The organism is Polymorphospora sp. NPDC051019, from assembly GCF_040683055.1.
Lineage (GTDB): Bacteria > Actinomycetota > Actinomycetes > Mycobacteriales > Micromonosporaceae > Polymorphospora > Polymorphospora lycopeni.
This window is the reverse complement of the sequence record NZ_JBFBCH010000002.1, coordinates 328,034-342,668: the sequence shown is the minus strand read 5'-3', so window position 1 is coordinate 342,668 and position 14,635 is coordinate 328,034. Positions and strand designations below refer to the sequence as shown.

Below are 14,635 nucleotides of genomic sequence, written 5' to 3'. Positions count from 1 at the left end.
GGACATGAAGCTGGTGACCGCGGTCATCAAGCCGCACCAACTGGACGCCGTCAAGGAAGCACTGCACGCCCTGGGCGTGGCCGGGCTCACCGTCAGCGAGGTCCAGGGCTATGGCCGGCAGAAGGGGCACACCGAGGTCTACCGGGGTGCCGAGTACACGGTGGAGTTCCTGCCGAAGATCCGGGTCGAGGTACTGACCGACGAGATCGACGTCGACAAGGTCGTCGACGCGGTGGTCGCCGCCGCCCGTACGGGCAAGATCGGCGACGGGAAGGTCTGGGTCACGGCCGTCGAGGACGTGGTCCGGGTCCGTACCGGTGAGCGCGGGCTCGACGCGCTCTGAAAACCCCCGCGATGACGAACGCCATCGGCGCCGCCGCACGTGTCGAACGTGCGGCGGCGCTCGACGTCTGGCTCAACTCACTCCTGCCACGCGGCGTCCCCGGCGTCGCGCTCGTGGCCGTCGGCGGGCTCGGCCGGCTGCAGTGCGCCCCGTACAGCGACCTCGACCTGGTCCTCCTGCACGACGGAGTGCCCGGGACCGACCAGCTCGCCGCCGCCATCTGGTATCCGATCTGGGACGCCCGGGTCGGTCTCGACCACTCCGTACGCACCCTCCCCGAGGCGCTGTCCGTCGCCCACGACGACGTCAAGGTCGCCCTCGGCCTGCTCGACGCCCGGCACGTCGCCGGCGACCGGGAACTGACCGGCCGGCTGCTGGCCGCCGCCACCGACCAGTGGCGGCGCACCGCCGTCCGCCAGCTGCCCGCCCTGCGCGAGGTCACCGCCGCCCGCTGGAAGGCCCACGGCGAACTGGCCTTCCTGCTCGAGGGCGACCTCAAGGAGGCCGCCGGCGGGCTGCGCGACGTCGGCATCCTGCGCGGCATCGCACTGGCCGGCATCAGCGACGCGATGCGGCCCGCCGTACAGGCCGCCCAACTGCGCCTGCTCGACACCCGCGACGCCCTGCACGTCGCCGTCGGCCGGCGTGTCGACCGGCTCCTCGCCCAGGAACGCGACGCCGTCGCCAAGCTCCTCGACCTCGACGACGGCGACGCCCTGCTGCGCCGGGTCGCCGGGGACGCCCGTACGGTCCGCCACGCCCTCGACGACGCCTTCCGCGCCGCCGACCGGCTGCGCACCCGCCGCCGGGGCGCCGACAACCGCCCGGTACGCCGACCCGTCGCCCGCGACGTCGTCGAACACGACGGCGAACTGGTGCTGGCCCGTACCGCCATCGGCGCCCGGCCCGACCCCAGCCTGTCGCTGCGGGTCGCCGCGGCCGCCGCCGTCGCCGGGCTGCCGATCGCCCGCGCCACCTGCGAATGGCTCGCCGCGTACTGTCCGCCGCTGCCCGCGCCGTGGCCGGACGCCGCCCGCGCCGCCCTGGTCACGCTGCTCGGTGCCGGCGACGGCCTGGTGCCCACCTGGGAGACCTGCGACCGGTACGGCCTGATCGACGGCTGGCTGCCGGAATGGACCCGGATGCGCAGCCTGCCCCAGCACAACCCGGTGCACCGCTACACCCTCGACCGGCACCTCGTGCAGACCGCCCAGGAGGCGACCGCGTACACCCGCGAGGTCGACCGGCCAGACCTGCTCCTGCTCGGCGCCTTCCTGCACGACGTCGGCAAGGGACTGCCCGGCGACCACAGCGTCGCCGGCGCACCCGTGGCCGGGAAGATCGCCACCCGGATCGGGCTGCCGCCCGCCGACGTGGCCATGATCGAGAAACTGGTCCGGCTGCACCTGCTGCTGCCCGAGGTCGCCACCCGCCGCGACCTCGACGACCCGGTCACCGTCGCGGGCGTCGCCGAAGCCGTCGGCGACACCGCCACCCTCAACCTGCTGCACGGCCTCGCCCGCGCCGACGCCCGCGCCACCGGCCCCGCCGCCTGGTCGGACTGGAAGGCCCGGCTCGTCGCCGGCCTGGTCCGCCGCGTCCACACCGCCCTCGACACCGGCGCGCTGCCCGAACCGCCCGTACCCGACCCGGCCCTCGTGGCCGGGCCGCTGCCCGCCGTACACCTCGACGGGGAACGGGTCGCGGTGGCCGCCGCCGACCGGCGCGGTCTGCTCGCCGCGGTCGCCGGCTGCCTCGCCCTGCACCGCCTCGACGTCCTCACCGCCGACGCCTCCACCGTCGACGGGACGGCCCTGGTCGAGTTCCGGGTCCAGCCCCGCTACGGCACCCCGCCCGACTCGATCGCGCTCACCGTCGACCTGCGGCGGGCCGTCACCGGCGACGTGTCGGTGACCCAGCGGCTGCGCGGCCGGGCGATGGCCGCCCGGGCCGGCGGCGCCGCACCGAAGATCGTCTGGCACCGGGCGGCGGCGACGGACGCGGTCGTGCTGGAGCTGCGGGCGGCGGACGCGACGGGGCTGCTCTACCGGGTCACCAGCGCACTCGACGAGGCCGGCGTCCAGGTCCGGGCCGCCCGGATCTCGACGCTCGGCGGCGACGTGGTCGACGCGTTCTACCTCGTCGGCACCTTCGACGACGCCGAACTCACCCGCATCGAGACAGCCGTCCTGGCGGCGATCTGACAACGCCCGGCGGGGCCGGTGCGATCGGCCCCGCCGCCCCGCCGACCCGCCCCGCCGCCCCGCTGCGCCGTCGTGCGCCCCGCCCCGTCGTGCGCCTGCCCCGCCGCGCCGCGTGCGTCCCGCCGCCCGCCGCGCCGATCAAGGTGATACTTGCCGCAGAACGGGCACGAATCACCATGTTTTCTCCTCGATCAACGCGATCACGCGGTGCGGTCCGGCCGACGGCGCCCGTATCGGGCACGCGATGCGCTGATCAAGGGGATGTTCGCGACAAAGCGGGCAGGTTTGGGGACGACTTCTCCTTGATCGGCCCGGCGGAGAGAAGCGGCTCCGACGGCGGCTGATCGGTCCGGCGGAGAGGCCGCGGCCCCGACGGCGGCTTATCGGCGCGGCAGGGGGCGGCTCGGTGGCAGCGAGGGCGGCCCGGCGGCCCAAGTGGCCCGGCGGCGGGAGCGTGGGGTGGATGGTCGGGGGTGTCGTGGCGGGGGTGCCGGGGTGGGTGGTGGGTCGGTGGGTGGGGACCGGGTGGGGGGTGGGCGGTTACTCTTGCGACGTCGGTCTCCAACGCGACCCGGCGCCCGGTCTCCGTCGGGACCCGGGTGTCCGGTGCCGTTGCGGCCGGGTGCCGGTCTCCGCCGCGGCGCGGCGCCCGGTTCCCGTCGCGGCCGACGAGGTTCTGCCCGCGGAAATCTGACGAACGGGATGTTGCGTCGTGTTTGACACCTTGAGTGACCGCCTCAACGGGATCTTCGGCAAGCTCCGCGGGAAGGGCCGGCTCAGCGACGCCGACATCGACGCGACCGCCCGCGAGATCCGGCTCGCGCTGCTGGAAGCCGACGTGGCGCTGCCGGTCGTCAAGGGGTTCATCGCCAAGGTCAAGGAGCGGGCGCGGGGTGCCGAGGTCTCCCAGGCGCTCAACCCGGCCCAGCAGGTTGTCAAGATCGTGCACGAGGAGCTGGTCGGCGTACTCGGCGGGGAGGCCCGACGGCTCCAGTTCGCCAAGCAGCCGCCGACGGTGCTCATGCTCGCCGGTCTCCAGGGTTCGGGTAAGACGACGCTGGCCGGCAAGCTGGCCCGCTGGCTCAAGGCGCAGGGGCACCAGCCGTTGCTGGTCGCCGCCGACCTCCAGCGTCCCAACGCCGTCGGCCAGTTGCAGGTGCTCGGCGGCCGGGCCGGTGTCGAGGTCTACGCGCCCGAGCCGGGCAACGGCGTCGGCGACCCGGTGCAGGTCGCCAAGGCGTCGATCGAGCACGCCCGGCGGGCCGCCCGCGACATCGTCATCGTCGACACCGCCGGCCGGCTCGGTATCGACGCGGAGATGATGGCGCAGGCCGCCGACATCCGCGACGCCGTCGACCCGGACGAGGTCATCTTCGTCATCGACGCGATGGTCGGCCAGGACGCGGTGACCACCGCCGAGGCGTTCCGCGACGGGGTCGGCATCACCGGCGTCGTGCTGTCCAAGCTCGATGGTGACGCGCGCGGTGGTGCGGCGCTGTCGGTACGGCAGGTGACCGGGCAGCCGATCCTGTTCGCCTCGACCGGCGAGAAGCTGGAGGACTTCGACGTCTTCCACCCCGACCGGATGGCGAGCCGCATCCTCGGCATGGGCGACGTACTCACTCTGATCGAGCAGGCCGAGCAGGCCTTCGACGCCGATCAGAAGGAGAAGATGACCGCCAAGCTGATGGGCGGCGAGCAGTTCACCCTGGAGGACTTCCTCGACCAGCTCATCGCCGTACGGCGGATGGGGCCGATCGCCAACGTGCTGGCGATGATGCCCGGCATGGGGCAGATGAAGGACCAGTTGGCGGAGGTCGACGACAAGCACTTCGACAAGGTCACCGCGATCATCCGGTCGATGACGCCGGGGGAGCGGACCAACCCGAAGATCATCAACGGCTCGCGCCGGGCCCGGATCGCCAGCGGTTCCGGCGTCACCGTCATGGACGTCAACCAGCTGCTCAACCGCTTCGCCGACGCGCAGAAGATGATGAAGCAGATGGGCGGCATGATGGGGCTGCCCGGTTCGCGGCGTAAGGCGACCAAGTCGCCGAAGAACAAGCGCAAGGGCAACAAGGGCGGCGGGCGGCCCCGCGCGGCCGGTCACGCGGCCGGTGGCGGCTTCCCGGGTGGCATGCCGCAGCTCCCGCCCGGCCTCGACCCGGGCGCGCTGCAGGGTGGCCAGGGCCTGCCGCCCGGCTTCAAGCTGCCGAACCTCGACTTCAGCAAGCTCACGAAGCGCCCCGACGGCAAGTAACCGGCCGGCCGCCCGTCGGGGCGGCGGGTCGACGGGGCGGCGGGGCGACATCGGGCGAGCGGAACGGCGGGTGGCGATGACGGCTTGGCACGTACGCGGGGTGGTGCTGCCCGACGACGAGGTACGCGACCTGTGGCTGGTCGGCGACCGGGTGACGTACGAGCCGGTCGCCGGGGCCACCACGATCGTCGACGGCGGGTTCGTCCTGCCCGGCCTGGTCGACGCGCACTGCCACATCGGCATCGCCCCGGGCGGCGCCCCGATCGACTCGCTCGACCGGGCCCGGGAACTGGCCGCCGTCGACCGTGACTCCGGGGTCCTGGCGATCCGGGACGCCGGTTCGCCGTACCCGTACCCGGAACTCGACGACGAGCCCGGGCTGCCGCGACTGGCCCGCGCCGGCCGGCACGTCGCGCCACCCCGGCGCTACCTGCGCGACATCGGTGTGGAGGTGGCGGCGGCGGACGTGCCGGCCACGGTCACCGCGCAGGCGCACGCCGGCAACGGGTGGGTGAAGCTGGTCGGCGACTGGATCGAGCGCGACGCCGGCGATCTCGCCCCGGCCTGGGACGACGCGACGTTGGCCGCCGCGGTCGACGCGGCGCACGCCGCCGGGGCCCGGATCGCGGTGCACACCTTCTCCGAGTCGGCCGTCGAGATCATGGTGCGGGCCGGCGTCGACTCGGTCGAGCACGGCACCGGGCTGAGCCTCGACCTGATCGACGTGATGGCCCGGCAGGGGACCGCGCTCGTCCCCACCATGATCAATATCGCGACGTTCGGCAACATCGCCGACCGGGCGCGGGACAAGTTCCCCGGGTACGCCAAGCACATGCTCGCCCTGCGCGACGGCTTCCCGGACGTGGTCCGGGCGGCGTACGAGGCGGGCGTGCCGGTCTACGTCGGCACCGACGCCGGTGGCGGGATCGCGCACGGGCTGGCCGCCCGGGAGATGCTGATGTTGCACGAGCGGGCCGGGATGCCGGCCTCCGACGTGCTGCGGGCCGCGTCGTGGGGCGCCCGGGAGTGGCTGGGATTCCCCGGCCTGGTCGAGGGCGGCCTCGCCGACCTGGTCGCCTACCCGAGCGACCCGCGCCGCGACCTGCGGGTGGTCGAGGCGGCGCAGCGGATCGTGCTGCGCGGCCGGATCGTCCGCTGAACGCCGGTGCCGGGCGCGGGCTCACCGGGCCCCGGCGCGGAACATCCGCACCGCGGGACGGGGAGCGTCCACCCGCCGGTCTAGGATGTGCGGTCATGGCACGCGTGCTCACTCCCCGCGCGGAGGACTTCCCCCGCTGGTACCAGGATCTGATCGCCAAGGCTCAGCTCGCCGACAACGGGCCGGTCCGCGGGACCATGGTCATCCGACCGGCGGGCTACGCCATCTGGGAGCGGATGCAGTCCGAGATGGACGCCCGGATCAAGGCGACCGGCGCGGAGAACGCGTACTTCCCGCTTTTCATCCCGGAGAGCTACCTCAAGCGCGAGGCCCAGCACGTCGAGGGCTTCTCGCCGGAGCTGGCGGTGGTCACCCACGGCGGCGGCAAGCAGCTCGCCGAGCCGGTCGTGGTCCGGCCGACCTCGGAAACCGTGATCGGCGAGTTCATGGCCAAGTGGGTCGACTCCTACCGCGACCTGCCGCTGCTGCTCAACCAGTGGGCCAACGTCGTCCGCTGGGAGCTGCGCCCCCGGATCTTCCTGCGCACCAGCGAGTTCCTCTGGCAGGAGGGGCACACCGCGCACGCCGACGAGGCCGACGCCCGGGCCTACGCGCGGCGGATCCTGCACGAGGCGTACGAGGACTTCATGGTCAACGTGCTGGGCATCCCGGTCGTCGTCGGCCGCAAGACCGCCCGCGAGCGCTTCGCCGGCGCGACCAGCACCTACACCCTCGAAGGCATGATGGGTGACGGCAAGGCGCTCCAGATGGGCACCAGCCACGAGCTGGGGCAGAACTTCGCCAGGGCGTTCGACATCACCTACAGTTCGGCCGACCGGACCGTCGAGCACGCCTGGACCACGTCCTGGGGGACGTCCACCCGGATGCTGGGCGGACTGATCATGGCGCACGGCGACGACGACGGGCTGCGGGTGCCGCCGCGGATCGCCCCGATCCAGGCATACGTCATGATCGTCAAGGCCGGTGACGGCGTCGGTGAGGCGGCGGGCAAGCTGCGCGACGCGCTGCGCGACGCCGGGGTCCGGGTCGCGCTCGACGACCGGGTCGACACCCCGTTCGGCCGCCGGGCCGTCGACGCCGAGTTGAAGGGCTACCCGGTACGCGTCGAGGTCGGCCCCCGCGACCTCGCCGCCGGCAATGCGGTCGTCGTGCGCCGTACCGACGGCTCGAAGACCCCGGTCCCGGTCGGCGACGTGGTGTCGACGGTGCTCGCCGCGCTCGACGCCGACCAGAAGACGCTGCACGACAGCGCGTTGGCGTTCCGCGAGTCCCGCACCGTCGACGTCAAGACCCTCGACGAGGCGCTGGAGGCGTCGGCGACCGGCTGGGCCCGGCTGCCCTGGGCGGCGGTCGGCACCGAGGGTGAGACCCGCGCCAACGGCCAGGGCGTGACCGTGCGCTGCCTGGTCCGTCCCGACGGCTCGGTTCCGGACAGCGAGGACGAGCCGGACCTCGTCGCCATCCTCGCCCGCGCCTACTGACCGGTCGCCGCGCCGCACGCCCGCCCGGGGCCGCGCACCGGCCCGGCGCGGCGGGGTGCGGCCCGGCGGTGCCGGGTCGATAGGGTCGGCGCATGCGTTTCGAGCCGGGCCAGTTGATCGTGCACCGCAACGTACGGCGCGGCCGGATCGGCTGGGTGCGTACGGCGCGGGTGGTCAGCGACGAGCCGCGCGGCCTGCTGCTCTGGATCGACCGGGGCTCGGCGGTGGCCAACGAGGTCGCCGACGACGGCCGTGGGATGCGGGCCATGCCGTTCGCCGAGTGGACCCGCCGGTCCTACCGGCTGCTCCCCGGCCGGTGGAGCGGCCCGCCGGTGCTGAAGTTCCTGCCCTCCGGCGCGGCCCACTCGGTCTGGTGGTTCCGCGACGAGGCCGGTGTCTTCGCCAACTGGTACGTCAACCTCGAGGAGCCCGGGGTCCGCTGGGACGACGGGCTCCTCGCCGGGATCGACATGGTCGACCAGGATCTCGACGTGGTCGTCCGCCCGGACCTGTCCTGGCAGTGGAAGGACGAGGAGGAGTTCGTCGAGCGGCTCGCGTTCCCGGATCACTACTGGGTGCGGGACGCCGAGGAGGTGCGGGCCGAGGGCAAGCGGGTGATCGCGCTCGCCGAGGCCGGGGCGTTCCCGTTCGACGGCACGTGGTGCGACTTCGTACCCGATCCGGGCTGGCATCCGCCGGCCGCCCTGCCGGACGGCTGGGACCGGCCGCCGGTCGAGCGCTGAGCCGCGGCGGCGGATTCCGGTCGCGGTTCGTGGTCCGGTGTGAGCACGCCGGGGTGGATCTGGCAGAATGGTTTGCTGGTATCCGGCACGCGTGCGGCGCCCTCTAACCCGGGCGCGTTGCCAGTCCATCCGAGCAGTCACCGGCCCAACCCCACTGTGCCGGTCGGCTCTCACCCGTGCACACCGCCCGTCCGGGCAGGTGCGACTCGCAACAGGAGCGAAACACGTGGCCGTAAAGATCCGGCTTCTGCGGATGGGCAAGATCCGCAACCCGCAGTACCGCATCGTCGTCGCCGACGCGCGCACCAAGCGTGACGGTCGTGCGATCGAGTACGTCGGGATCTACCACCCGAAGGAGCACCCTTCGGTGATCGAGGTCAAGTCCGACCGCGTCCAGCACTGGCTGTCCGTCGGCGCCCAGCCGAGCGAGGCCGTCCAGCGCCTGCTCGAGAAGACCGGTGACTGGCAGAAGTTCAAGGGCCTGCCCGCGCCGCCGCCGCTGCTGACCAAGGCGGAGAAGGCCGACCGCAAGGCCACCTACGAGGCCGAGGCCCAGGCCGCCGCCGGTGTCGCCCCGACCCCGGCGAAGGCCAGCAAGAAGAAGGCCGACGAGCCGGCGAAGGCCGAGGAGCCGGCCGCCGCGGACTCCGGTGAGCAGGCCTGACGTGGCGTTGCGGCCCGCGCTCGAGCACCTGGTCAAGGGCATCGTCGACCACCCCGACGACGTGCGGGTGCGGCTCGTCGACTCCCGGCGGGGCAAGCGCCTCGAGGTCCGTGTGCACCCGGAAGACCTGGGCACCGTGATCGGCCGGGGCGGGCGCACCGCGAAGGCCCTGCGCCAGGTGATCGGCTCGATCGGTGGGCGCGGCGTGCGCGTCGACATCGTCGACTCGTACTGATGCGCCTCATCGTCGGCCGGATCGGCCGGCCGCACGGCATCCGCGGTGAGGTCACCGTCGAGGTGCGGACCGATGAGCCCGAGACGCGTTTCGCCGCCGGGTCGGTGTTGGCCACCGATCCGGCGGCGTCGCCGGTCACCCCGGCGCCGTCCGTTCCCGGTCACCTCGTACGGGTTCCCGACCGGTTGACCGTCGAGTCGATCCGGTGGCACCAGGGCCGGCTGCTGGTCTGCTTCGAAGGGGTCGTCGACCGTGACGTCGCCGAGGTGCTGCGCGACACGATCCTGACGGTCGACAGCGCCGACGTGGCCGCGCCGACCGACCCGGACGAGTTCAACGACCACCAGCTCGTCGGGCTGACCGTGGTCGACCCGGCCGGCGAGACGCTGGGCGAGGTGGCCCGGATCGACCACGCGCCCGCCTCCGACCTGCTGGTCGTGCGCCGCCCCGACGGGCGTACGGCGCTGATCCCCTTCGTCAAGGCCATCGTGCCCGAGGTCGACCTGGCCGGTGGCCGGGTCGTGGTCGACCCTCCCGGCGGGCTGCTCGACCTGTAGCCCCGGTCACTTCCGGAGGCAGTGATGCGTGTCGACATCATCTCGATCTTTCCCGAGTACTTCAGCCCGCTCGACCTGTCGCTGATCGGCAAGGCGCGGGCCACCGGCCTGCTCGACCTGGCAGTGCACGACCTGCGCACCTGGACCCACGACGTGCACCGTACGGTCGACGACACGCCGTACGGCGGTGGCCCGGGCATGGTGATGCGGCCGGAGCCGTGGGGGGAGGCGCTCGACGCCGTCCTGCCGTCCGGCCCGCCGGCCCGGCTGGTGGTGCCGACGCCGGCGGGGGAGCCGTTGCGGCAGTCGCTCGCCCACGAGTTGGCCGCCGAGCCGCACCTGGTGTTCGGCTGCGGCCGCTACGAGGGCATCGACCAGCGGGTGCTCGACGACGCCGCCGCCCGGGCCCGGGTGACCGAGGTGTCGCTGGGCGACTACGTGCTCTTCGGCGGCGAGGTGGCGGTTCTGGTGATCCTGGAGGCGGTGACCCGGCTGCTGCCCGGTGTGCTCGGCAACGCCGATTCGCTGGCCGAGGAGTCGCACGCGCACGGGTTGCTGGAGGGGCCGGTCTACACCAAGCCGCCGGTGTGGCGGGAGCGGGAGGTGCCGCAGATCCTGCGGTCGGGTGACCACGGTCGGATCGCCCGCTGGCGACGCGACGAGGCGTTGCTGCGTACCGCGCGGCGCCGGCCCGACATGCTGGCCGCGCTGGCCCCCGACGAACTGGACAAACGGGATGTCGCGGCGCTGACCGGGGCCGGGTTCCCGGCGCCGGCCGAGCGTATGGCAGAGTAGTGAGGTTGCCGTGGTCGGCCGCGCCGCGGTCGGCTACGAGGATCTCCGGGCCCGCCTCCTCCCCACCAGCAATCCGGGGTGGACCGATGCCGGGGATCAGAATCACCCATCCGCGCACCGACGACCGGTGCGCCGTGATCTTCGAGGATGCAGCGATGAACACCCTGGACGCGTTGGACGCCCAGTCGCAGCGGACCGACATTCCGACTTTCCGGGCTGGTGACACCGTCAAGGTGCACGCCCGGGTCATCGAGGGCAACCGGTCCCGGGTCCAGATCTTCCAGGGCGTCGTGATCCGCCGCCAGGGATCGGGCCTGCGTGAGACCTTCACCGTACGCAAGATCAGCTTTGCGGTCGGGGTGGAGCGGACCTACCCGGTGAACAGTCCGGCCATCGACCGCGTCGAGGTGGTGACCCGCGGTGACGTCCGTCGGGCCAAGCTCTACTACCTCCGCGAGCTGCGGGGCAAGAAGGCCAAGATCAAGGAGAAGCGGGAGAAGGTCACCGCTCCGGTCGCCTGACGGCGGGGCGAGACTTTCAGCCTTCTCACAGTGCCGTGATCGCTCGATACCTCTACGCTATGGAGAGTGACAGGCGAGACTGTGCTGCGCGGCGCTGAGGAGACATCGAACGCCGCCAGTCAGTGAGTGGCGACGAACGCTACGTCCGCGGTGCGAGCCGCGGGAGCGGGACAGAATCGCTCTACCGCCCGTGGCGCCCTGACGGGGCCGCCGCGGGCGGTAGAGCTGTATATCGGGACCGGGGAGATTCGTAGCGTGGACGCGGAAGACGACCTGCGGGACGAGGTCGAGCCCTGGCGTCGCCGGGCCGACCGTCGACGCCAGCGCAAGCCCATGCCGCTCTGGCAGGAGTTGCCGCTCCTCCTCGTCGTCGCGTTCTGCCTCGCGGTGCTGATCCGCACCTTCCTGCTCCAGGCGTTCTACATCCCGTCCGGGTCGATGGAAGACACCCTCCTCGTCGGTGACCGGGTCCTGGTCAACAAGGTCGTCTACGACATGCGGGACCCCGTACGCGGCGAGGTGGTGGTGTTCCGGGGCACCGAGGCGTGGGCGCCGCAGCTGGAGGAGGAGCCGGCGGGCGGCTTTTTCGCCCAGCTCGGCCGTACGCTCGGCGACCTCGTCGGGGTGGGCCGCCCCGGCGAGAAGGACTTCATCAAGCGGGTCATCGGGGTGCCCGGTGACCGCGTTCAGTGCTGTGACGAGCAGGGCCGGCTCACCGTCAACGGCCATCCGCTCGACGAATCCAGCTACGTGTTGCGGAACTCGCCGCTCGAACTGCCGCCCAGCGCCGGCGACTGCGGGCCGCGGCGGTTCGAGGAGGTCGTCGTACCGCCGGGGCAGCTCTTCGTCATGGGCGACCACCGGCTCGTGTCGCAGGACGCCCGCTGTCAGGGGCCGGTGCCGATCGACAACGTGATCGGCCGCGCGTTCGCCGTGGTGTGGCCACACTCGCAGTGGAGCAGCCTGTCGGTGCCGGAGACGTTCGAGACCGTGCCGCAGCCCATTGCCCTGGGGGCCGACGCGACACCCAGCAAGTCCGAGAATCCGGGAGGTATCGCCGTTGTTGTGCCTATTTTGGGTGGTTTCCTGTTCGCCGCGCGTTCCCGACTCCGGCCGCCGTCCCGTCGTCGTAGGCTCGTCCCGTGATTGACGAGCAGACCGACAAGCCCAAGAAGAACTCGTTCTGGCGCGAGCTGCCCATTCTGCTCGGCGTGGCGATCCTCGTCGCCGTCCTGGTGCGGGCGTTCGTCATCCAGACCTTCTACATCCCGTCGCAGTCGATGGAACACACCCTCGACATCAACGACCGGGTGCTGGTCAACAAGCTCGTCTACAACTTCCGGTCGCCGGAACGGGGCGAGATCATCGTCTTCCGGGCACCCGGCGCGTGGCACGGGGGCGAGGAGGGCTCGGACTTCATCAAACGGGTCATCGCGGTCGGCGGCGACCGGGTGGTCTGCTGCGACCCGCAGGACCGCTTGATGATCAACGGGCACTCGCTCGACGAGCCCTACATCTTCTCGGAGGGCGGCGTCTCCGACCCGGCGGCCAGCCAGGAGTTCGACGTCACCATCCCACCCGGACGGCTGTGGATGATGGGCGACCACCGGTCCGCCTCGGGCGACTCGCTGGAGCACTGGAACCGCTCGCAGGACATCGACAACGCGACGATCCCGGAGGACGCCGTCGTCGGGCGGGCGTTCGTGCTCTTCTGGCCCTTCGGCCGCGCCACCTGGCTGTCGATTCCCAGCACCTTCGACTCGGTGCCCGGCCCGCAGAGCTGACCGGCGCCGGCCCGCGCCGCGCCCCGGCCGGCGCGGGCCGCCCACCGGCCGCCCCGGCTCGGCGTCCCGAGCCGTACGGCCGGCACACCGGGGGTCCGGCCGGTCGCCAGATCCACCACCTAGGCTGGTGCGGTGCCTGACTTCATCCTCCGGCGGGCGGCCCGGGTGCTCCTCGTCGACCGGGCCGGACGGGTGCTGCTCTTCAACGGGTTCGATCCGGCCCGGCCCGACCACCGCTACTGGTTCACGCCGGGTGGCGGGCTGGAGCCGGCCGAGTCGCCGGCGGCCGGTGCGGTGCGCGAGTTGGCGGAGGAGACCGGCCTGCTGCTGACCCCGGCCGAACTCGGCGACCCGGTTCGGCACGAGGAGGTCGAGTTTCCGTTCGACGGCCGGTGGTATCGCCAGGAGCAGGACTTCTTCCTGGCCCGGGTCACGTCCTGGCAGGTCGACACGAGAGGGTTCGACGAGGTGGAACGACACAGCATCGAGTCGCACCGGTGGTGGTCGGCCGACGAACTGGAACGGACCGCCGAGCGGTTCTATCCCGAGGATCTGCCAGGCCTGCTGCGCCAGTTGACCGCCGTACCGTGGGAGCCGGCGTGCTGACCCCGCCGCGCGCCGTGGTCCGCCGGGAGAGCGGCATCTACGCCCTGGAGCGCGTGCTGCAGCGCCGGGGTTTCCCGTACGTGGCCGGGGCGGACGAGGCCGGGCGCGGTGCCTGCGCCGGCCCGCTGGTCGCCGCCGCCGCGGTGCTGCCCGAGGGGCGGCGCGGCGAGATCGACGGGCTGACCGACTCGAAGCTGCTCACCCCGGCCAACCGCGAGCGGATCTACGCCGAGGTGGTCCGGCGGGCCCTGGCGTACGCGGTGGTGGTGATCCCGGCCGAGGAGGTCGACGCGCTGGGCCTGCACGTCTGCAACCTGGCCGCGATGCGCCGCGCCCTCGCCGCGCTGTCGACCCGGCCGGACTACGTGCTCACCGACGGGTTCGGGGTCGACGGGCTCGGCGTACCCGGCCTCGCGGTCTGGAAGGGCGACCAGGTGGCGGCGTGCGTGGCCGCCGCCAGCGTGCTCGCCAAGGTGACCCGGGACCGGATCATGGTCGAACTCGACGCCCGTTTCCCCGGCTACGGGTTCGCCGAACACAAGGGCTACGTCACCGCCGACCACAACGAGGCGTTGCGACGGCAGGGGCCCTGTGCCGAACACCGTTTCTCGTACGTCAACGTCGCCACCGCCTCGGGGCGTGCCGGCAGCCCGCCACGGGCCCGCCGGCCGGAAGGGCTCGGTCGACCGGGCGGCGGGGCCGGTAGCACGGGTGGGGCCGACGGCGTGGACGAAGCTGGCGCGGCCGGTTCGGGCGCGGGTGGCGCGGTGGGTTCGGGCGCGGCTCCGGCCGCCCGCGATGGAGGCGAGCCGATGGAGCGCAGCGGCCTCGCAGGGAGTACCGTCGGCGTGGCGTTCGGGGAGCACCCTCGGCTGCCGGCGCCGGTGGGGGAAGATGTGGCAATGGAAGGCGGAGTGCGATGAGCGCGGAAGATCTCGAGAAGTACGAAACCGAGATGGAGCTGCAGCTCTACCGGGAGTACCGCGACATCGTCCGTCAGTTCTCCTACGTGGTCGAGACCGAGCGACGCTTCTATCTCGCCAACCAGGTGGACCTGCACGTGCGCAACTCGGAGGGCGAGGTGTACTTCGAGGTCGAGATGCACGACGCTTGGGTGTGGGACATGTACCGCCCTGCGCGGTTCGTCAAGAATGTCCGAGTGATGACTTTCAAGGATGTCAATGTGGAAGAGTTGGAGAAGCCTGATATCTCCCTTCCCGCAGACTCCGGATTCGGTAGCTGACTCCTTGTAACACTGCCAT

15 protein-coding genes and 1 pseudogene are annotated in these 14,635 nt (G+C 72.4%); all 16 read left to right on the top strand.

All coding sequences use genetic code 11. The features are described 5' to 3' along the window. Positions 1-4: 4 nt before the first annotated feature. The 16 genes and pseudogenes from AB0M79_RS05675 (at position 5) to AB0M79_RS05600 (ending at position 14,616) form a co-directional block, all read left to right on the top strand. A complete protein-coding gene (locus AB0M79_RS05675) occupies positions 5-343 on the top strand; it encodes a P-II family nitrogen regulator (protein ID WP_212828248.1) in 339 nt (112 codons plus the stop codon). 23 nt (positions 344-366) lie between these two features. Further along, positions 367-2,547 (top strand): annotated as a pseudogene (locus tag AB0M79_RS05670) ([protein-PII] uridylyltransferase); the annotation flags it as partial. 712 nt (positions 2,548-3,259) lie between these two features. Continuing rightward, positions 3,260-4,807, top strand: a complete 1,548-nt coding sequence (ffh, locus tag AB0M79_RS05665) for a signal recognition particle protein (RefSeq protein ID WP_364208125.1) — start codon at positions 3,260-3,262, stop codon at positions 4,805-4,807. A gap of 76 nt (positions 4,808-4,883) precedes the next feature. After that, on the top strand, positions 4,884-5,966 hold the full coding sequence (locus AB0M79_RS05660; protein WP_364208122.1) for an amidohydrolase family protein: 1,083 nt from the start codon (positions 4,884-4,886) through the stop codon (positions 5,964-5,966). A gap of 95 nt (positions 5,967-6,061) precedes the next feature. After that, positions 6,062-7,468: a proline--tRNA ligase gene (proS, locus tag AB0M79_RS05655; protein ID WP_357535739.1), complete on the top strand. Its 1,407-nt coding sequence runs from the start codon at positions 6,062-6,064 to the stop codon at positions 7,466-7,468. A gap of 92 nt (positions 7,469-7,560) precedes the next feature. Continuing rightward, positions 7,561-8,211, top strand: coding sequence for a DUF402 domain-containing protein (locus AB0M79_RS05650; protein ID WP_364208119.1), 651 nt, complete (start codon positions 7,561-7,563; stop codon positions 8,209-8,211). Positions 8,212-8,437: 226 nt separating this feature from the next. Next, positions 8,438-8,875: a 30S ribosomal protein S16 gene (gene rpsP, locus AB0M79_RS05645; RefSeq protein WP_364208116.1), complete on the top strand. Its 438-nt coding sequence runs from the start codon at positions 8,438-8,440 to the stop codon at positions 8,873-8,875. A gap of 1 nt (position 8,876) precedes the next feature. Beyond that, on the top strand, positions 8,877-9,110 hold the full coding sequence (locus AB0M79_RS05640; protein WP_212828255.1) for an RNA-binding protein: 234 nt from the start codon (positions 8,877-8,879) through the stop codon (positions 9,108-9,110). Continuing rightward, the gene (gene rimM / locus AB0M79_RS05635; protein ID WP_364208113.1) at positions 9,110-9,667 is read left to right on the top strand and encodes a ribosome maturation factor RimM; all 558 of its coding nucleotides are present in this window, start codon (positions 9,110-9,112) and stop codon (positions 9,665-9,667) included. Before AB0M79_RS05640 ends, rimM begins: the two co-directional genes overlap by 1 nt. 24 nt (positions 9,668-9,691) lie before the next feature. Further along, positions 9,692-10,462: a tRNA (guanosine(37)-N1)-methyltransferase TrmD gene (gene trmD / locus AB0M79_RS05630; protein WP_364208110.1), complete on the top strand. Its 771-nt coding sequence runs from the start codon at positions 9,692-9,694 to the stop codon at positions 10,460-10,462. A 155-nt stretch (positions 10,463-10,617) separates the two neighbouring features. Continuing rightward, a complete protein-coding gene (rplS, locus tag AB0M79_RS05625) occupies positions 10,618-10,983 on the top strand; it encodes a 50S ribosomal protein L19 (protein ID WP_364208813.1) in 366 nt (121 codons plus the stop codon). 255 nt (positions 10,984-11,238) lie between these two features. Then, positions 11,239-12,129, top strand: a complete 891-nt coding sequence (gene lepB, locus AB0M79_RS05620) for a signal peptidase I (RefSeq protein WP_364208107.1) — start codon at positions 11,239-11,241, stop codon at positions 12,127-12,129. After that, positions 12,126-12,767 carry a signal peptidase I gene (gene lepB / locus AB0M79_RS05615; protein ID WP_357535751.1) on the top strand — a complete coding sequence of 214 codons (642 nt, stop codon included), beginning with the start codon at positions 12,126-12,128 and terminating at the stop codon, positions 12,765-12,767. Before lepB (AB0M79_RS05620) ends, lepB (AB0M79_RS05615) begins: the two co-directional genes overlap by 4 nt. Positions 12,768-12,899: 132 nt before the next feature. Next, positions 12,900-13,373, top strand: a complete 474-nt coding sequence (locus AB0M79_RS05610; protein ID WP_357535752.1) for an NUDIX domain-containing protein — start codon at positions 12,900-12,902, stop codon at positions 13,371-13,373. Continuing rightward, entirely contained in the window at positions 13,367-14,296 is a 930-nt protein-coding gene (locus AB0M79_RS05605; RefSeq protein ID WP_364208103.1) for a ribonuclease HII, read from the top strand. The genes AB0M79_RS05610 and AB0M79_RS05605 overlap by 7 nt, the downstream gene beginning before the upstream one ends. Beyond that, entirely contained in the window at positions 14,293-14,616 is a 324-nt protein-coding gene (locus AB0M79_RS05600) for a DUF2469 domain-containing protein (protein ID WP_212816376.1), read from the top strand. The genes AB0M79_RS05605 and AB0M79_RS05600 overlap by 4 nt, the downstream gene beginning before the upstream one ends. Positions 14,617-14,635: the final 19 nt, after the last annotated feature.

What these genes read in the sequence shown, in the direction of transcription:
- AB0M79_RS05675 (WP_212828248.1), top strand. Translation starts at nt 5, where the DNA reads ATGAAGCTGGTGACCGCGGTCATCAAGCCGCACCAACTGGACGCCGTC.
- AB0M79_RS05600 (WP_212816376.1), top strand. Translation starts at nt 14,293, where the DNA reads ATGAGCGCGGAAGATCTCGAGAAGTACGAAACCGAGATGGAGCTGCAG.
- rimM (WP_364208113.1), top strand. Translation starts at nt 9,110, where the DNA reads ATGCGCCTCATCGTCGGCCGGATCGGCCGGCCGCACGGCATCCGCGGT.
- AB0M79_RS05650 (WP_364208119.1), top strand. Translation starts at nt 7,561, where the DNA reads ATGCGTTTCGAGCCGGGCCAGTTGATCGTGCACCGCAACGTACGGCGC.
- trmD (WP_364208110.1), top strand. Translation starts at nt 9,692, where the DNA reads ATGCGTGTCGACATCATCTCGATCTTTCCCGAGTACTTCAGCCCGCTC.
- proS (WP_357535739.1), top strand. Translation starts at nt 6,062, where the DNA reads ATGGCACGCGTGCTCACTCCCCGCGCGGAGGACTTCCCCCGCTGGTAC.
- AB0M79_RS05660 (WP_364208122.1), top strand. Translation starts at nt 4,884, where the DNA reads ATGACGGCTTGGCACGTACGCGGGGTGGTGCTGCCCGACGACGAGGTA.
- rplS (WP_364208813.1), top strand. Translation starts at nt 10,618, where the DNA reads ATGAACACCCTGGACGCGTTGGACGCCCAGTCGCAGCGGACCGACATT.